Consider the following 19,033-nt stretch of genomic DNA (forward strand, 5'->3'; position numbering starts at 1 on the left):
CGCGCACGACCACCATTAAGCGGTGCGTTCTGTGAGTACCGGGGGTCTCAATCCCGATCGCCTTGCGAGGCGACCCCACGACAGTAGTCCGGGAACACTTCCCAGCCAAGACAGCACCATCCGACAGGTGCTGTAGGATAATTCGACAGAGCATCCAAACTGAAGCAATTGGTTTCAGGTTCGGAAATGTCTTACACATTCATCGCTGCTGCGTTTTTCCTCATAGGTGTATTTGCCTACTACGTATGCCCCCCAACCTGAAGAATGCGCACTAGACCGTTTTCGTCTGTAAATGTCATGCGCTGGCTACCACTGAGACGGACTTGCCAGATCTCCGGTTTCTTGCTCAGTTTCTTCAAGTTGGAATCCCCCATTTCACTCGCAGCCTGCATGGGTGAACGCCCCCCCTTTTGAATGGCCTCAACGAAAGTCTTGTAACTGCGCTCTTCAGCAGGCGACAAAACCTTTATGTCCTTCTCACGAGGTAATTCCAGCCTGTATGTGGTACTAGCGGTACTTGGTGAAGAGCTAGAAGGGCTAGCCCGAACCAAAGTTTGCCTCGGCTTGGAAAAATCCAGTTTTTTCGGCCTATGAGAACGTTTCATGTGCCCCGTCGGATCAAAAAAATTCACCGGATCACACGACACATAGGCATAGCTGTTCCACCCGCCCTTGCCGAACGGGCTCCAACTGTCCGGGCTGTTGAAGCGCATCAGCAAAGGGCTGAAAGCCCGATAGCCGGCCCCAAGCAGATAACACCCCGTCATCAGGTCACGAGGCTGGCCATTGAAACCTGCCACCACGGAAGGCTGGGTAGCAGTGAAGCCGTAGGGTGCGTAGTTTAACTTCGCACGATAGTGCCCCACCTGCCCATCAATGACACTGTGCCTTGAGTCCGCCGCCAGCAAGACCGAGTCGGGCTCTTGCCCGCTATTGATCTGCGTGACGTTGGCCCGCCCGTCACTCACAAGTGAGCGTGCATTCAACGTCCCCACCTCTGTCGCCAACTCTTTCTGCCGATAAAAGAGTTTTACCGAGCCACCGGATACAGCATAAGTAGATATCTCCATGTTCCACCTGCCTGGTTAAGTTAGGCAGAGCATGGCGAACTTTCAGACTGCCAGGTAACTGGAAGAACTGTTAAAGGCAATCACTTCCCCCGCAGGCAGACTTTGACCATCACTGGATCAGTGTGGCTGCACATCCGCACTTGCCTTCCACCCCCCACCCAACGCCAGGAACACGCCAACCTGCCCCAACGCCACCTGGCTATTGGCCGCCGCCAGCTGCGCACGCATGTCGGTATAGGTCCGCGTGGCCTGCAAATCCGCCAGGAACGACTCACGCCCGGCCTGGTAATAGCGGTGCGTCTGGTCGGCCGCTTCCTTGGCCGATTTCTCCGCCTCGGCCAGCGCATCGCGCCGGTCCAGCAGGGCACTGTACTGCGCCAGGCGGGTCTGGGTTTCACGAATAGCGTTCAGCACCACCCCATCGAAATTCGCCAGCGCTGCCTGAGTCGAGGCCTCGGCCATGCGAATGCGCGCACGGGTGCCGTTGGTGGGGATGCTCCAGCTTACCTGCGGACCGAAGCCCCAGCGGTTGGTCGACGGGTCGCCAAGGTCATCGAGGATACCGATGGTACCCACCTGGGCACCGATGCTGATATCCGGGTACAGCGCGCCGGTCGCTACCCCTATGTAGGCAGTGGCTGCCGCCAACTGGCGCTCGGCCTGGCGCACGTCCGGGCGGCGCTTGAGCAAGGCCGCGCCATCGCCTACCGGAACCAGCTGGTTCAAGTGCGGCAATTCAGCACAATCAGCGGTGCCGGCAGGCAGCTGGTCAACTGGCTTGGCCAGCAACGCAGCCAGGGTGTACATGCCGGTTTCACGCTCGGCCTTGAAGCGCGGCAGTTCGGCACGCAACGATTTGAACTGGGTCTGCGAGCGGGTAACCTGGGTTTCATCACCGCGGCCGGCATCACGCAGGCGCTGGTTGAGCTTCACGCTCTGCTCCTGCAGGTCGAGCGACTCGCGGGCGATGTGGTATTCCTCGTTGGCCGAGCACACTTGGGTGTAAGCCTTGACCACGTCCGCCACCAGGGTGATGCGGGCAGTATCGGCCGCAGCCTGTACAGCGTCGGCATTGGCTTTGGCGGCCTCGGTGCCGCGCTTGAAGGTGCCCCACAGGTCAAACTGGTAAGAAGCGCTGATGATGGCTTCACCAATGTTGGCCACTGGCACCTTCTCGGGTAGCAGGAATGCCTGACCGGCCTCTTGCAGGCGCTGGGCACCGAGTTTGACGCCACCGTTGAAGCCACCCTGCGATTCAGCCACTTCGACCTGGGCGCGGGCCTTGGCAATGTTGGCGGCGGCCACGCGCAGCTCGGTGTTGGCACTCAGGGCCTGGCGCACCAGTTCGTTCAGCCGTTGATCCTGATACAACTGCCACCAGTCCTCGGGCACCGGCGCCGAGACCACGCTGTCGGCATCCTGGCGCAGCGGGCCGTTGAGGTCGCTGCGTTGCACCGCCGCGTCCTTTGGCACCTCATAGTCGGGGCCGACCATCATGCAGGCGCCCAGCGACAGGCACAGGCCGGCCAGGATCAGCTGTTTCATGGGCGCTGGCCCTCGATGATCGACACCGTGGCGGTACGCCCGGCGATCATGCGGAAGTCCTCAGGTACTTCGTCGAAGGCGATGCGCACAGGAATACGCTGGGCCAGGCGCACCCAGCTGAACGCCGGGTTGACGTTGGGCAGCAGGTTGGCGCCGCTGCTGCGGTCGCGGTCTTCGATGCCAGCAGCGAAGCTTTGCACATGGCCACGCAGGCGGGTGTTGTCGCCCATCACGCGGATGTCCACGGCATCACCGATGTGGATACCACCCAGCTTGGTTTCCTCGAAGTAGCCGTCGACATGGTACGAGGCGCTGTCGACCACCGACAGCACCGGGCGGCCGGCGGTGACGAATTCGTGGTTACGCGGCGCGCGGTCATTGAGGTAGCCGTCCACCGGGCTACGTACCACCGAGCGGTCGAGGTTGAGCTGAGCAGTATCGACCGCCACCTGCGCCTCGCTGACGGCCGAGCGGGCGCGGGCCTCGCGGGACTGGCTTTCTTCCAACTGCTCGGCAGCCACCAGGTTGCCCAGCTTGCGGTTGCGCTGCGCTTCGCGGGTGGCCTGGGCCAGGGTTTCCTGGCGTTCGCCGAGGGTGGCCTTGGCCTGGCGCAGGGCCAGGGTGAAGCGGTCCTGGTCGATGGTGAACAGCACGTCGCCGCGCTTGACGGTCTGGTTGTCGCGCACCTCGACCTTCTGGATCAACCCGGACACATCCGGGGCGATCTGGATCACGTCGGCGCGGATGTGGCCGTCGCGGGTCCAGGGGGCAAACATGTAGTAGACCACCATCTGCCACACGAGCACGGCGGCGAAGGTCACTACCAGCAAGGTCAGGACCACACGGCCCAAGGTCAGCAAAGGTTTTTTCATGGCAGCATCAGGTTTCGGCAAAAGTGGTCCACCGCGCCAAGCAGCACGGCATACAGGGCAACGTTGAACAGCGCCCGGTGCCAGACCAGGCGGTAGAAATGCATACGCACCAGCACCGCGTGTACCCCGAGGAACAGCAGGTAGGTGCCAAACATCATCACCAGCAGCGTGGGCAGGAAGACCCCGCTGATATCCAGTTCACCAATCACAGGGGCGCTCCGTCGAGGCCGGGGGGCAGTTGGGGTTGTTCGGCGGGTTCGAGCATTACCTCCACTCCCGGCAACAGCGCCAGGCGCAGGCCGCTCAGGGCATGCAGCAGGTGGGTGCGGGCATCGCCGCGCTCGTACAGCTCGTCCAGGTTCAGCGCCAGCCGTGCACGCTCCATGTTGCGCAACAACGCGGCCGGGGCATGCAGGCGTTCACCGGCACGCAGGCAGGCGGCGTAGTGGGCGCCGACTTCCTCGATCACCGTGGTCAACCGTTCACGGGCCTGCTGACCAGCGCGCGGCAGGTATGCCAGCAGGTCGAGCAGGTTCAGCCCGACGCGCAGGTCGCGCAGGGCCACGCCGCTGTCCTGGCCGGTTTGCGACAGGCGTGGCAGGTGCTGCATCAGGCGGTCGAGCATCTGCACACCGACCTGGCGGTGTTCGGCCAGGGTCGCCGGTTCGGTCATTTCGACGATGTCGCGCCAGGCGAAGCGGGTCATGCGCTTGGCCGCCAGCTCCACGCCGAACGGGCGCATCACCAGGGTCCAGATAAAGGCGAACAGCAGGCCAACCGGGCCGGCCAGGTTGGAGTTGAGGAAGGTGAAGAAGTCGGCGTCGTAGGCGCCCTGGATACTGATGAAGGTCGAGGTGTTGACGATGGTCAGCAAGGTGCCCAGGTAGAAGCGCGGCTGCACGGTCAGGGTGCCGACGCAGATGAACGGCACGGCAAAGGCCAGCACCAACATCGGGAAGTCGTGCAGGTTGGGCAGCACCAGGAACAGGTACAGGCTGGAGAAGATGACGGACATCAGCGTCCAGAAGAAGAACCGGTAGATCTGCGGCGCCGGGTCGTCCATGGCGGCAAAGAAGCTGCACGAGACGGCGGCAAGGATCACCGCACTGGCGCCGTCGTTCCAGCCCAGGCCGATCCACAGGCCGCATGCAACGACGATTGCCAATACCGTGGAGGCGACTGAATACAGCATCAGGCCACGGTCGAAGAACGCCGTCAGGCGGCCCAGGCGCCAGTGACGATAGACCGCGCGCCAAGGCTTGGCATCATCGGTGCGCAGGGCGTGTTGCAGGGAGCAGCAATCCTGCCACAGATCAGCCCACTCGGTCAGGCGATACAAGGCGTTGGAAAGCAGTAACTCGGCGCGTTGGTCGAGAGCGGCAGCGCCGGGCTGAAGGCGGTCGATCTGTTCGTGCAGCGCGGTCCAGCGCGCTACCGAAGCACTTTCGGCAGTGCCCTTGAGCCATTCGCGGGCCGCTTCAAGCACTGGCTGAAGCTGGGTGAACTGAGCCGGAGCGCGGCCTTCGAGGGCCACCAGGGCGTCGTCGAGGGCGTCAATCACCGGCAGGAGGTGAATCATCCGCCCGCGCAGTTCGCGGGCGTTCTTCAGGGTATGCGGGCCGGCGCCTTCGTGGCCGAGCTGGCCAATCATCAGTTCCAGCGAGTTGAAGGTGGCGACCATCGCCCCGCGCATGCCGCCGACCTTGTCGGCGCTGACATCGCGGGCCAGGTAAGTGTCGCTGTAGCGAATGGCTTCGGTAAACCAGTTGCCGGTGGCGCCGACTACCACGGGCGCCAGGCGGCGCGGCCAGAAGATGGCCCCGACCACGGCCGCGCAGACGATGCCCAGGCAGATTTCCTGGGCGCGGGAGGACGCCACGTCGAACACCGCCAGCGGGTTATCCACAACCGCCAGAGCGATCATCGGCAGGGTGTAGCCCGCCAGCATCAGCACGTAGTTGTTGGCCGTGCGCAGGTTCAGCGACAGGAACAGCAAGGTGCCGGTCCACAGGGCGATGGCGATGCTCAGCAGCAACGGCGACTGTACCAGCGGCGGCACCAGGAATATCGCCCCGCCGGCACCGAGCAAGGTGCCCACGGCACGGTACACGGCCTTGGAACTGGTCGGGCCGACGAATGGGCTGGAGACGATGTACACCGTGGCCATGGCCCAGTAGGGGCGCGGCAACTGCATGAGCAGGGCGATGTACAGGGCAATCATGGAGGCGGCAAAGGTGCGCACGCCGTAGAACCAGTCGCGGGCCGGGGGGACCGAGCTGAAAAAGCCGTTCATGCCACCCCGCCTGCGCTACCCAGGCCGGCAGCTTCGAAAGCGCGCAGCACGCGCAAGGCGGCTTCGAGGTCGGCCTGGTCGATGCCGTGCAACACATCGCGGCGCAGGCGCACCAGCTCGGCTTCGATGGCCTCGGCCAGGGCGCGGCCTTCGGCGGTCAGGCTCAGTGCCTTGGCGCGGCGGTCGAGTGGGTCTTCGCTGCGGCAGACCAGACCGGCCTTGCACAGCTGGTCGAGCAGGCGCACCAGCGACGGGCTTTCCAGGCCGGCGGCCTGGGCTACAGCCACCTGGTGCACGCCGTCGCCCAGGCGCACGATCATCAGCAACGGCGCGGCGCAGGCCTCGGAGATGCCGTAACTGATCAGGGCGGTGTGGCAGATGCGCCGCCAATGGCGAGCGGCAACCACCATGCCACTGCTGACTTGCAGGCGCAGGAGATCAAGGGACATGGAAGGAACCAAGGATATTCATAGTTTGCTAACTATCAATATACGCCTGCCCCACCCCCTGTCGTCAACAGGGGGTGACGGGGGGTATGGATGAATTGTTGTTCATGCTGGGGGTTTTGCACTGCCTGTTCGGGCCTCTTCGCGGGTGAACCCGCTCCCACAGGTACTCCACAAATTCTGAGGTTTGTGATTTTCCTGTGGGAGCGGGTTCACCCGCGAAGAGGCCCGAACAGGCGACACAAGACTCAGGGCTGAATCTGGTCTTCCAGCTTCATGGTCAAGGCCAATGTGCTGCCCATCTGCACCGCCCGGTCCCGCCACTCCTGGTATCGCGTCGCGTCACGGCTGCTGAAATGCACCGCCAGCTCTTCGGCCGCCTGCACCACCCCCGCCGCCGCTGCCAGTTCCAGCCAGTACAGCGCGGTCTTGATGTCGGCCTCTACATACAGCCCGTGCATCAACCGGTAACCCACCTCAAACCGGCAACGCGCTTCGCCCCGCTCAGCCCCCCGCATGAACCACTGGTAGGCCTGTACCAGGTCGACCTGCCATTCCTGGTCACCATCGCACACCTCTTCTTCATACAGGTCGCCCAAAGCCGCCGCCGCGTGCAGCATGCCGCGCTCGAAGGCCTGCCGATAGCAATCCGCCGCCTGTACATAGGAGGGGTCGATACCCTTGCCGAAATAGTGTTGCTGCCCCAGGTTGAACCAGGCGGCTGCATTACCCTGCAGGGCCGCCATGCGCAGCAGGTGCCCGGCCAGCACGGTATCGGCGCGCCAGTACTTGCCGTTGAGCCAGATCCAGCCGAGGTCGTTGAGCGCCGCCACGCTGCCTTGCAGGGCCTGGCGGCGCAGGTCTGCATACACCGCCTGCAGGTCGCTGGCTTCGTCCAGGCGGTTGACCAGCAGCGAGCGCTGGCTGGGCAAGCCGACACCCGCAAACAAGCGATGCCGCCTCCCGGCGGGTGCAGGTGGGGCGATGACCCGCTCGGGCAGAAGGCGGGCAAGCAGCGAATGGATATTGCTGGCAGCAGACATGTTCATCCTCATTGAACGACGCACAACCCCAACCTTCGGCTGTGATGAGGCGTGATTCTGCGTGACGTCACGTCAAAACCTGTCGCGAACGATTCGGCACAAGGCAACCAAATGCGAGTTCCTTGATCTGAGCAGGCTGTGGCCAATTGCCATGCCCCTCGCGTGCCGCCATCCTATTGCGGCAAGCCTAGACAAGGACGTTACCTTTTGCCGTTCGCCACCACTCGCGCCACCCTCAGCCGTCAGTGGGCGCTGCTACGCCAGCTGCCCAGCCGCTCACCAGGCATTACCAGCGCCGAGTTGGTATGGCGCCTGCGCGATGTGGGCTTTACCGTCAGCAAGCGCACTGTCGAGCGCGACCTCAATGAGCTGTCGCTGATCTTTCCGCTGGAGCGCAATGACAAGAGCATCCCGTTCGGTTGGCACTGGTCGGCGAGTGCGGTGGGCGAGTTGCGCGGCAATTTCGATTTGCTGACGCACCTGCGTGGGGATGCGTTGCAGCCCGCCCAGGGTGAGGGCGTGGAGCTGGTGGCGCGGATCAGCGATGCGCTGGCACGGCAGTTGCGCGAAGCGCCGCTGAGCAGCGACATGCAGCTGACGGCGCTGGAACATGGGCACCGGTTGCGGGCTACGGTGAGCGATGGCTGGCCGTTGCGCTGGTGGCTGTTGAGCCATGGCGATGGTGTGGTGGTGGAGCAGCCTGCGGGGTTGCGCGAGGAGATTGGCAGGATCCTGAGCAATGCGGCGGCGCAGTACCTGAGTTGATTGGCTGTGCCGGCCTCTTCGCGGGTAAACCCGCTCCCACAAGAGACCGCACAACCATCAGAACCTGCGCAATACTTGTGGGAGCGGGTTTACCCGCGAAAGGGCCGGTACAGGCTTACGAACTAGCGCTGCATCCCCCAGCGCCTCACGGTCAGCCGCTCCAGGGTATTGAACACCAGCCCTTCCACCAGCAAACCGATCAGGATCACCACCGCCAACCCGGCAAACACCTTGTCGGTATACAGCTCGTTGCGGTTCTGGAAGATGTACCAGCCCAGCCCGCCCTTGCCGCTACTGGCGCCGAACACCAGCTCGGCGGCGATCAGCGTGCGCCAGGCAAACGCCCAGCCGATCTTCAGCCCCGACAGAATCGACGGCAGGGCCGCCGGCACCAGGATGTGCAGCACCAACCGCAGACCTTTCAGGCCATAGTTGCGGCCAGCCATGCGCAGGGTCTCGGATACGCCGAGGAAGCCAGCGTAGGTATTCAAGGCCAGTGCCCACAGCACCGAATGCACCAGCACGAAGATCAGGCTGTTGTCACCCAGGCCGAACCACAGCAAGGCCAGCGGCAACAGCGCGATGGCCGGCAACGGGTTGAACATCGAGGTCAGCGTACCCAGCAAGTCACGCCCCAGCTGGGTCGAAACCGCCAGGCTGGTCAGGCCGAAGGCCAGGACGATACCCAACACATACCCCTTGAGCAGGATCACCAGCGAAACCCCGACCTTGGCCGGCAGCTCGCCACTGATCAGGCCGTCCCACAGCGCTGCGGCGGTCTGCAGGAAACTGGGCAGCAACAGGTCATTACCCTGATAGCGGGCCACGGCCTCCCACAGCAAGGCGATCACCAGCAGGATCACGGCCTTGCGCAGCCAGCCCTGCTGCCACAAGCGCTGGGCCAGGGGCAATTGACGTTCCACAGGCACACTCAGCAGGGGCTGCAGCTGCACCTCGTATTCCTGGCGTACAGGTGTAGTGGTCATGGCTGAAGCTCCTGTCAGTAGGCGATGCGAATGTCGTTGAAGCCCAGGTCGTCGGGCTGCTCCGGAACGTCTGCCTCATCGAACAGCAAACGGTGGATACGCCGGGCACTGGCCTGGAAATCGCTGCCGCCCAGGCTGCCCAGGTCGTACTGGTGGCTGTGTACTTCAGCCCGCACCCGCCCCGGGTGTGGCGACAGCAGCAGGATGCGGTTGCCCACCACCAGCGCTTCTTCGATGGAGTGGGTGACGAACAGCAAGGTAAAGCGCACCTCCTCCCACAGCAGCAGCAACTCCTCCTGCATCTTTCGCCGGGTCAGCGCGTCCAGGGCAGCAAACGGTTCGTCCATCAGCAGGATTTTCGGCTGCGTGGCCAAGGCGCGGGCAATCGCCACGCGGGCCTTCATGCCGCCCGACAAGGTATGCGGATAGGCATCGGCGAACGCCGCCAGGCCGACCTTGTCCAGGTAATGCAGCGCCCGTTCTTCTGCCTCGGCGCGTTTGAGCTGGCCAGACACCAGCAGCGGGAACATGACGTTCTGCTTCACCGTTTTCCACGGTGGCAGTTGGTCGAACTCCTGGAACACCACGATGCGATCGGGGCCTGGGCCGCGCACCGCCTGGCCTTGCAATAAAATCTGCCCCTCCTGCGGCGGGATGAACCCAGCCACGGCCTTGAGCAAGGTGGACTTGCCGCAACCGGAGGGGCCGAGCAGTACAAAGCGGTCGGCACGATCGACTTCGAAGCTGACCTGGTGCGTGGCGCGCACCACGCGTTGCGCGGTGCGGTATTCGAGGCTGAGGTTATCCACCTTGAGCAAAGGTGGTGTGGCGACACGGCTCAGGTTGCTGGCCGTGTGGCCTGGCAAAGGGGCGGTCATGATCGGTCAGCTCCCCTGCAGCGGGCGTTCATCCTGGAAGAAGTAGTCCTTCCACGATTCCGGCTTGTGCTTGATGGCGCCTACCCGGTAGAGGAAGTCGGCCAGCTTGTAGGTGTTCTTGGGTGTGACGGTGAACTCGTACTGCGGGTTGTCGATCAGCTTGATCAGGGCATCGCGGTCGATCTTGGCCTTGGTCACGCGGATGTAGGTGTCGGCCGCAGCGGCCTTGTCCTTCTGGGCGAAGTCTGCGGCTTCAGCCAGCGCATCGACGAACGCCTTGTAGGTTTTCGGGTTGTCCGTGCGGAATTTCTCGGTGGCGAACAGCAAGGTCGGCGAATTGGGGCCAAGCAGGTCGTAGCTGTTGAGCACCACGTGCACGTCCTTGTTGGCCAATACCTGGTCCTGGAACGGCGGGTTGGAGAAGTGCCCGTTCAGCTCCGTGCCGCCGGCCAGCAGCGCAGCGGTGGCATCCGGGTGCGGTACGGCCAGGGTGTACTTGTCGAGGCGGTTGTATTCCTTGTCGCCCCATTGCTGGGCGGCGGCGTACTGCAGGAAGCGCGACTGCACCGAAACACCTACCGCCGGCACGGCGATGCGGTCCTTGTTGGAAATGTCGGCGATGGTCTTCACATTGGGATTGCTGCTGACCAGGTAATACGGGAAGTTGCCCAGCGAGGCCACGGCCTTGACGTTCTGCCGACCCTTGGTGCGGTCCCAGACGGTCAGCAGCGGGCCGACGCCGGCACCAGCGATATCGACCGAGCCGGACAGCAAGGCGTCGTTGATGGCCGAGCCACCCGACAGCTGGGCCCAGTCGACGTCGATGTCGATGCCCTGCTCCTTGCCATGCTTCTCGATCAGGTGCTGGTCACGCACCACGTTCAGCAGCAGGTAGACGATGCCGAACTGCTCGGCGATGCGGATCTTGCCTTCGGCTTGCGCCACGGCGGGGGCGGCCAGGCTGCCAACGACCAGGCTGGCGCCCAGGCCGATGCTTGCCGCCAGGCGGCTGATGGATTTGCGCATGATGGTTTCCTCAGACGTCAGTACGGGGCATCGCCCTGGATGGTGGTGCGGTACAGCTTGCGCCGCAGGTGGGCGGGGCAGCCGGCGGCCAGGTGGATCAGCGAGCGGTTGTCCCAGAACACCAGGTCGTGGGGCTGCCACTGGTGGCGGTAGATGTTCTGCTCCAGCACGCTCAGGGCATACAGCTGTTGCAGCACGTCGCGGCTTTCGTCCTCTGGCAGGCCAACGATGCGGGTGGTGAAGCCTTCGCTGACAAACAGCGCCTTGCGGCCGTTTTCCGGGTGGGTGCGCACGACCGGGTGGATGACTTCTTTCACCTGCGCCAGTTGCTCGGCAGTCAGGGTCGGGCGCCAGTTGCCTTCGAACTTGGTCTCGGCGTAACGGGCGGTGTAGGAGTGGGCAGCATCGCGACCCTCGACCACTGTGCGCAGCGCATCGGGGACGGCGTCCCAGGCTTTGTGCATGTCGGCAAACAGGGTGTCGCCGCCTTCGCTGGGCAGTTCCTGGGCATGCAGCATGGAGCCGAGGCTGGGCAGTTCCTTGTACGACAGGTCGGAGTGCCAGAACTTGCCGGCATCACCCAGCCCGATGTTCTGGCCGTTTTCGATGATGTTGGAAACGATCAGGATTTCGGGGTGGCCGGCCAGCAGGAACTGCTTGAGTACGTGGATCTGCAACTCGCCGAAACGGCGGCTGAAGGCAATCTGTTGGTCCGGGCTGATGCGCTGGTCGCGGAATACCAGCACATGATGGTCAAGGTGGGCGCGATGGATACGGGCGAAATCCTCGGCATTGACCGGTGTGGCCAGGTCCAGGCCGATGATCTCGGCGCCGACGGCACCGGCGAACGGGCGGATTTCGAAGGATTGCGGCTGGGCGCTGTCGATGGTCGACAAGGCGTTCGAGGCGGCTGACATTGTTCACTCCCACGCAGTGCGCGACTTCTATGGCGCGCAACGATCAGAAACGCACGGGGATTTCCCGTGTGGGTTCAAGTCGTGCGGCGCATCGATTGGTCGACGGGTACGCAGTGGAAGTGACTATAAAGTCATAAGAGCAATAATTTAAATACCTTTAAAGAATAACCATAGCACCGGCCTGGGCTGAGCCGTCTCAGATCAGCCCGCCCTGCTCTTCTTCATCGATCAGGTTGTTCAGGCTGCTGAGCGCCTTGCGCGCGGTGGAGCGGTTGAGCAGCTTGGCCTGGGCGCCGGCGGGCAGGTCGGTGATCTTGAACACGCCTTTGGCGGTCAGTACATCGATCAAGTCTTCAAGCACGCGGATCATGTCCAGGTCGCTTTGCTTGAGCTGGTTAAGGCTGTTTTCCACGACGTCATCGGCAAACCATTCCTGGATATCGGCATGGTCGGCGGGGAGCATTTCGGTGAACTGGTCAAAAGCGGCTGCTTCTACCCGCAGCAACTGGCCAGCGGCGTCGCGTTGCACGTAGAACATGGCGGTGTCCCTCGTCACGTTGGTTCCTTGTTGGTAGACAGCAGCATAGGCAAAGATCGCCGGGTACGCAGGCCCGGCGCCAGAGTATGCGCTGTCGGAAGATGGCAGGAAAGGGCCGGTGTAGCCAATGCCAGGCTAACGCGATCCCTTGTAGGAGCGGCCTTGTGTCGCGAAAGGGCCGCAGAGCGGCCCCACGGTTTCAGCACCCACGCTGAAATTGTCGGGGCTGCTTTGCAGCCCTTTCCGACCGGTCCGGCGCCCCGGCAAGGCCGCTCCTACATAGACCGCGTCAGTCGGGCAAAGGCCGCGCCTTCAGGCACGGCCCCTGGCACATCAGCTGTCCTTGTTGTGGATGATGATGGTCGGGTCACCACCGCTGATCAACGAGCTGACGGACTGGTTGGACCAGTTCACCCCTTCCAGCTTGATGGTCACATCGGCGTTGGCGATACCACCTGCCGCATTCAGCTTGCCTTCGCTGCTGACCTGCAGCGTCGTCGTGCCGTCCACGGTGGTGAGCTTCAGGTAGTTGTCGATGGTGCTGCCCTTCTCACCTTGCAGCAGATCACTCAGGTCGATCTTGTCCTTCTCGCCCACCTTGAAGTCTTTGATGACGTCGTTGCCGAAATCACCTGCCTTCCACACGAAGGTGTCAGAGCCGCTGCCACCGATCAGGATGTCGTTGCCCTGGCCACCGATCAGGGTGTCGTTGCCAGTACCACCGAGCAGGATGTCGTTACCTTTGCCGCCATCGAGTATGTCGTTACCACCCTGACCGAACAGGATGTCGTTGCCATTGCCGCCCGACAGGATGTCGTTACCGTCTTTGGCACCGGAGATATCGAACTCGGTGTAGTGCTCGGTGATGTACTGGTGGACATTACTGGTGGTGACGGTGCTGACATCGACACCGCTCTTCTGCGCAACGTAGGTCTGCAGGGCCTGGTAGCCCTCGCTGACTACACCGTTGAGGGTGATCAGGTCACCGAAGATGATGTCGTTGCCGTTACCACCGTCGATGGTGTCGGCACCCGGCACCGTTGCCTCGGAGTGACCGAGAATCGCCTTCGCCAGGTCGGACGGGTCGATGTTGGTCTGTGGCTTGCCGGCGCTATCGTAAGGCTTCAGATCGCTCAGCGTGACATCACTGTTCAGGCCAATGGCTTGCACCTTGCTCAAGCCATTGGTACCACCCAGCACTGCGAAACTCGCGTTGGAACCTGCTGCCGAGTCCACGTAGTTCCAGTAATCGGCGTAGCCGGTACCGTCGAGGCTGGAGAACTCATAGGTGCCATCGCCTTGCGCATGCAGCGTGCCGACTGTCTTGGTGGAGTCAAGCACCAGCGTACCCCAACGGTTCTCGGAGTAAGTCAGGACTTTGACCGAGCCGCTGCTGCTGATCTCAACCTTGTGAGTAGCATCTGCCCAAGCGCTGAAGGTATCGCCCATCTTGTAGTTATTGACGTTTACGACATCGTCCAGGTACTTGCCGCCCGTCCACAGACGAGGGTTGGTGTTTTCCCCGCTCTGGTAGTAGGTCGGCTTACCATCGGTGATGAAGTAGGTCAGATTGTCCGCCCCCGTGTTGCTGGTGGCCATGGTGCTCTTGAAGAAGTTGGACGTGGTCTTGAACGCGTCCTCATAGTTGGTACCGCCACCGTAGTAGCCACCCACCATCGAGTTCAATACCGTCTGCAGCTTGCTCAGGGCATCCGGATCGGCAAGGTTTACCGCTACGTTCTTGTTCACCTGGGTGTCGAAGTCGACCAGGAAGATGTTCACGGTACCCGAGGTATCGGCACCCAGGCTGGCCTTGAGCGAGTTGAACACCGATGCCAACTGCGTCTTCGCGTCGGCAATCGACTTGTCGCTCATGCTGCCCGAGCTGTCGACCATGAAGGCGATGTTGTAGTTCTTGCCCTGGACCACGTTCAGGCCAGCCACGTCAGCGACGATGATGTCGTTGCCTTCGCTGCCGGTCATAGTGTCGTTGCCCGAGGTGCCCACGCTGGCCTTGTAGGTCGCGGCGTATACAGTCACCGGAATATTGCCGGTGGTAATTGCCGAACCGCCCAGGCTTTCGGTGGACGTCGAGGTGACCGTGATGTCGAACGAGCCCTTGTAGTAGGCCGGCGGGGTCAGCGTCAGGCTGCCCAGTTTCCAGTCGGTAACATCAACCGGGCCAGTGCCCACGGTTACCGTGTGACCTGCACCATCGCTCAGCACGGTACCTTTCGGAATACCGCTGAGGGTTACGTTCAAGCTTTCCGAGCCATCGGTGTCGGTCAGGGCGGTGGAGATACCGACCAGTTTGACCGAGCCACCCTCTGGCCCTTCGTTGAGCTTGTAGCCATCGTAGTAGCTCTGGCCATTCACGGTGTGCAGGTCGGACACGCCCAGGCCGGCGTTGGCCATCTCGGTCACGTTCTGGTACATCTTGACGTTCGAGCTGTTCAGGTCGGTGACGGCACCCGAGCCAACCTGGATGTTCAGGTCATAGCTGCCTGGACCGGACTGGTTGGCGTGGTAGACCTCGATCGGGTAGTAGCCGCTGGTGTTCGGAGTGAAGGTACCCGAAACCCCGCCACCGGCACCCCAGGTAGCCGTGACCACCGTCTTGCCACCGATGGTGACCACAAAGCTGTCGTCGGCAGAACCACTGAAGGTGTAGACCTTGCCAGCTTCCAGATAGATCAGGCCCGACGTTTTCGAACCGGTGCCAGCAGTGACGCTGCCATCGGACTGTACGTTGGTGGTGGTGCTGCTGGAATTGGCACTGCCAGAGTTGGCAAAGACTGCCTTCAGGTCTTCGCCAGTGATGCCATTGCCGCCGGTACCCAGGCCTTTGAGGGTGTTCCAGACCTCCTTGGTCAGGCCTTTGGAGTCGATATCGGCGCTGCCGAAGCTCAGGGTCGGCTTGTCGGCAACCGGGCTGATGTCGACCTTCATGGTCACTTCAGTACCCAGGTTGGTGCCGTCGTTCGGCTTGAACTTGAACTGCGCGTAGTCGGCCTGCTTGTTACCCACGCCAGTTCCGCCGTAGGCATCGATACCCGACTCGTTCTGGGCCGGCACGAATTTCAGGTTCTTGGCGATGATGTCAGCCTGGCTCACCACTTGCCCTGCAGTTACGTTCACCCATGCAGTGCCGTTGAAGAACTGCAGGTTACCGGCGACCGGGAGCGAGGTAATGGTCACGGACAAGCCGGTGTTGCCATCGGCATCAGTGACTTTGAAATCACTCCAGTTGAACACGTAGTCGTTATCTTCCACGCCCTGTACGGCACCGCCAGGCGAAACTGGCAGGTGGTCGTTGTCGAGGATCTGCGTGGTCACGCTGGCCTTGCTGCTGTCGACCTGCAGGTTCTCGAAGCTGCCACCCGTGGCAGTTTCGATCTTCACGGTAAAGTTCTCGGTACCTTCGACCAGCTTGTCGTCGATGGTCGCGATATCGAACGTGGTCCCGCTGCTGTTGGCCGGGATTTTCACGGTGGTAACACCGGTGAAGTCCTCGCCATTCTTGGCAGTGCCGCTATAGCTGAGGGTAATGGTGACCTCAGATTTGGACGGGTTGCTAAGGGTCAGCGTGTAGTGGCCGGTGTCGCCTTCGGTCAGCGAAGTGGTGCCGCTGATGCCGACCTTGGTCACATCGCCGCTGCCACTTGGTTCGTCAGTAACAGTGGTGCTCACTGGCTTGGTGTCGGTTACCAGGTTTTCGAACTGCTTGTCGCCGCTGACGGCAACACCCGTGATCGCCTTGGTAATCGTGGCCTGCCCACCCACATAAGGATCGTTAGGCGCGAAAATGCTGACGGTGCCAGTTGCCGAGCCCGGGTTGATGGTGACCTGGGTACCGCCGGTAAGGGTCACAGTGACGCCACCGTGACCGGTTACCGGCAGCTTGGTGTCTTCGCTGACCAGGGTGACGGTATAGGTGATCTTGCCGCCTTCGACCACGGAGGTGCTGTCTACCGACAGAACCGCAGTGACTTTGCTGAGGGTGTCGGTGACCTGAACGGTCGCCGGTGCACCAATCTGCAGGTTCTCCAGCGGAGCACCCGGCACAGAAGCCCCGTCGATGCTGACGGTGATCTGGCCCTTGTCGATGAACACGTCATCGCCCTGGGCTGGAGCCGTGATGGTCTTGGTGGTTTGGCCTGCGGCGAAGACCAAGGTTTCGCCAGTGCTCAGCTGGACGGTCATTGGCTTGTCGATCGCCTGGCTCAGGGTGACCTTGAACGACGGTGCAGTCGCTTCGTTCACGGTATCCAGTACCGGGGTGATGCTGACTTTTACCAGGTTGCCGGCACCGTTCGGCTCGTCGCTGACGGTGGTGGTGACCGACTTGCTGTCAGGGACCAGGTTCTCGAATTTCGCATCACCATTGACGGTGATGTCTGTGATCGACTTAGTGATCGAAGCTTGGCCACCAGCGTACAGGTCGTTCGGGGCGGTGACGAAACCGGTACCCGAAGCGGAACCCGCCGGGATGGTCACTACCGTGCCGCCAGTCAGGGTGACGGTCACACCACCATGGCCGGTTACTGGCAGCTTGGTGTCTTCACTGACCAGGGTCACGGTGTAGGTGATCTTGCCGCCTTCAACCACAGCAGTGCTGTCCACCGACAGAACGGCGGTGACTTTGCTGAGGGTATCGGTGACCTGAACGACAGCCGGGTCGCCGATTACCAGGTTCTCCAGCGGAGCACCCGGAACGGTGGCCTTGTCGATGCTGACAGTGATCTGGCCTTTGTCGATGAACACGTCATCGCCCTGGGCTGGAGCCGTGATGGTCTTGGTGGTCTGGCCAGCCTCGAACACCAGCGTCTCGCCAGTGCTCAGCTTGACGGTCATCGGTTTGTCGATCGCCTGGCTCAGGGTGACCTTGAACGACGGTGCAGTCGCTTCGTTCACGGTATCCAGTACCGGGGTGATGCTGACTTTTACCAGGTTGCCGGCACCGTTCGGCTCGTCGCTGACGGTGGTGGTGACCGACTTGCTGTCAGGGACCAGGTTCTCGAATTTCGCATCACCATTGACGGTGATGTCTGTGATCGACTTAGTGATCGAAGCTTGGCCGCCTGCGTACAGGTCGTTCGGGGCGGTAACGAAACCGGTACCCGAAGCGGAACCCGCAGGAATGGTCACTACCGTGCCACCGGTCAGGGTGACGGTCACGCCACCGTGGCCAGTGACTGGCAGTTTGGTGTCTTCACTGACCAAGGTGACGGTGTAAGTAATCTTGCCGCCTTCAACCACAGCAGTGTTGTCCACCGACAGAACGGCGGTGACCTTGCTGAGGGTATCGGTGACCTGCACGACCGCAGGGTCGCCGATTACCAGGTTCTCCAGCGGAGCACCCGGAACGGTGGCTTTATCGATGCTGACAGTGATCTGGCCTTTGTCGATGAACACGTCATCGCCCTGGGCTGGAGCCGTGATGGTCTTGGTGGTCTGGCCAGCCTCGAACACCAGCGTCTCGCCAGTGCTCAGCTTGACGGTCATCGGCTTGTCGATCGCCTGGCTCAAAGTGACCTTGAACGACGGTGCAGTCGCTTCGTTCACGGTATCCAGTACCGGGGTGATGCTGACTTTTACCAGGTTGCCGGCACCGTTCGGCTCGTCGCTGACGGTGGTGGTGACCGACTTGCTGTCAGGGACCAGGTTCTCGAATTTCGCATCACCATTGACGGTGATGTCTGTGATCGACTTGGTGATCGAAGCTTGGCCGCCTGCGTACAGGTCGTTCGGGGCGGTAACGAAACCGGTACCCGAAGCGGAACCCGCAGGAATGGTCACTACCGTGCCACCGGTCAGGGTGACGGTCACGCCACCGTGGCCAGTGACTGGCAGTTTGGTGTCTTCACTGACCAAGGTGACGGTGTAAGTGATCTTGCCGCCTTCAACCACAGCAGTGCTGTCCACCGACAGAACGGCGGTGACTTTGCTGAGGGTATCGGTGACCTGAACGACAGCCGGGTCGCCGATTACCAGGTTCTCCAGCGGAGCACCCGGAACGGTGGCCTTGTCGATGCTGACAGTGATCTGGCCTTTGTCGATGAACACGTCATCGCCCTGGGCTGGAGCCGTGATGGTCTTGGTGGTCTGGCCAGCCTCGAACACCAGCGTCTCGCCAGTGCTCAGCTTGACGGTCATTGGCTTGTCGATCGCCTGGCTCAGGGTGACCTTGAACGACGGTGCGGTCGCTTCGTTCACGGTATCCAGTACCGGGGTGATGCTGACTTTCACCAGGTTGCCGGCACCGTTCGGCTCATCGCTGACGGTGGTGGTGACCGACTTGCTGTCAGGGACCAGGTTTTCGAATTTCGCATCACCATTGACGGTGATGTCTGTGATCGACTTGGTGATCGAAGCTTGGCCACCAGCGTACAGGTCGTTCGGGGCGGTGACGAAGCCGGTGCCCGAAGCGGAGCCTGCCGGAATGGTCACGACCGTGCCACCGGTCAAGGTGACGGTCACGCCACCATGGCCAGTGACTGGCAGCTTGGTGTCTTCGCTGACCAGGGTGACGGTGTAGGTGATCTTGCCGCCTTCGACCACCGCAGTGCTGTCCACTGTCAGCACGGCGGTGACCTTGCTGAGGGTGTCAGTCACGGCAACAGTCGCAGGCTCGCCGAACTGCAGGTTCTCGAA

Annotated in this window: 14 protein-coding genes; 1 reads left to right on the forward strand and 13 read right to left on the reverse strand. The window is 62.0% G+C overall.

The genetic code is table 11. From position 1 onward, the window contains the following. Positions 1-239: 239 nt before the first annotated feature. The 7 genes from IAE39_RS09470 to IAE39_RS09500 form a co-directional block, all read right to left on the reverse strand. Positions 240-1,070, reverse strand: coding sequence for an RHS repeat-associated core domain-containing protein (locus IAE39_RS09470; protein WP_201201599.1), 831 nt, complete (start codon positions 1,068-1,070; stop codon positions 240-242). 117 nt (positions 1,071-1,187) lie between these two features. Beyond that, positions 1,188-2,615: an efflux transporter outer membrane subunit gene (locus IAE39_RS09475; protein ID WP_201201601.1), complete on the reverse strand. Its 1,428-nt coding sequence runs from the start codon at positions 2,613-2,615 to the stop codon at positions 1,188-1,190. Further along, the gene (locus IAE39_RS09480; protein WP_201201603.1) at positions 2,612-3,487 is read right to left on the reverse strand and encodes an efflux RND transporter periplasmic adaptor subunit; all 876 of its coding nucleotides are present in this window, start codon (positions 3,485-3,487) and stop codon (positions 2,612-2,614) included. Before IAE39_RS09480 ends, IAE39_RS09475 begins: the two co-directional genes overlap by 4 nt. Continuing rightward, a complete protein-coding gene (locus tag IAE39_RS09485; RefSeq protein WP_201201605.1) occupies positions 3,484-3,696 on the reverse strand; it encodes a DUF1656 domain-containing protein in 213 nt (70 codons plus the stop codon). Before IAE39_RS09485 ends, IAE39_RS09480 begins: the two co-directional genes overlap by 4 nt. Further along, a complete protein-coding gene (locus tag IAE39_RS09490; protein WP_201201608.1) occupies positions 3,693-5,780 on the reverse strand; it encodes an FUSC family protein in 2,088 nt (695 codons plus the stop codon). The genes IAE39_RS09485 and IAE39_RS09490 overlap by 4 nt, the downstream gene beginning before the upstream one ends. Next, positions 5,777-6,229 (reverse strand): MarR family winged helix-turn-helix transcriptional regulator, encoded by a 453-nt coding sequence (locus IAE39_RS09495; RefSeq protein ID WP_201201610.1) that lies wholly within the window; start codon positions 6,227-6,229, stop codon positions 5,777-5,779. The genes IAE39_RS09490 and IAE39_RS09495 overlap by 4 nt, the downstream gene beginning before the upstream one ends. 245 nt (positions 6,230-6,474) lie before the next feature. Beyond that, the gene (locus IAE39_RS09500) at positions 6,475-7,269 is read right to left on the reverse strand and encodes a tetratricopeptide repeat protein (RefSeq protein WP_201201613.1); all 795 of its coding nucleotides are present in this window, start codon (positions 7,267-7,269) and stop codon (positions 6,475-6,477) included. Positions 7,270-7,476: 207 nt separating this feature from the next. Between IAE39_RS09500 and IAE39_RS09505 the strand changes: the two genes are divergently transcribed. Next, positions 7,477-8,034 carry a WYL domain-containing protein gene (locus IAE39_RS09505; RefSeq protein WP_201201615.1) on the forward strand — a complete coding sequence of 186 codons (558 nt, stop codon included), beginning with the start codon at positions 7,477-7,479 and terminating at the stop codon, positions 8,032-8,034. Between the two features lie 122 nt (positions 8,035-8,156). On the opposite strand, the gene IAE39_RS09510 is transcribed toward IAE39_RS09505, so the two are convergent. The 6 genes from IAE39_RS09510 to IAE39_RS29970 all read right to left on the reverse strand — a co-directional run. Next, positions 8,157-9,020 (reverse strand): ABC transporter permease, encoded by an 864-nt coding sequence (locus tag IAE39_RS09510; RefSeq protein WP_201201617.1) that lies wholly within the window; start codon positions 9,018-9,020, stop codon positions 8,157-8,159. 14 nt (positions 9,021-9,034) lie between these two features. Beyond that, entirely contained in the window at positions 9,035-9,898 is an 864-nt protein-coding gene (locus tag IAE39_RS09515) for an ABC transporter ATP-binding protein (protein WP_201201619.1), read from the reverse strand. 6 nt (positions 9,899-9,904) lie between these two features. After that, positions 9,905-10,924 (reverse strand): ABC transporter substrate-binding protein, encoded by a 1,020-nt coding sequence (locus IAE39_RS09520; protein WP_201201621.1) that lies wholly within the window; start codon positions 10,922-10,924, stop codon positions 9,905-9,907. Positions 10,925-10,941: 17 nt separating this feature from the next. Continuing rightward, positions 10,942-11,841 (reverse strand): TauD/TfdA dioxygenase family protein, encoded by a 900-nt coding sequence (locus IAE39_RS09525; RefSeq protein WP_201201624.1) that lies wholly within the window; start codon positions 11,839-11,841, stop codon positions 10,942-10,944. 196 nt (positions 11,842-12,037) lie between these two features. Then, the gene (locus IAE39_RS09530) at positions 12,038-12,379 is read right to left on the reverse strand and encodes a hypothetical protein (protein ID WP_012269973.1); all 342 of its coding nucleotides are present in this window, start codon (positions 12,377-12,379) and stop codon (positions 12,038-12,040) included. A gap of 333 nt (positions 12,380-12,712) precedes the next feature. Then, positions 12,713-19,033, reverse strand: a 6,321-nt coding sequence (locus IAE39_RS29970) for an immunoglobulin-like domain-containing protein (protein WP_201201630.1), incomplete at its 5' end; no start/stop codon positions are given.

The organism is Pseudomonas sp. S37 (assembly GCF_016658545.1).
Lineage (GTDB): Bacteria > Pseudomonadota > Gammaproteobacteria > Pseudomonadales > Pseudomonadaceae > Aquipseudomonas.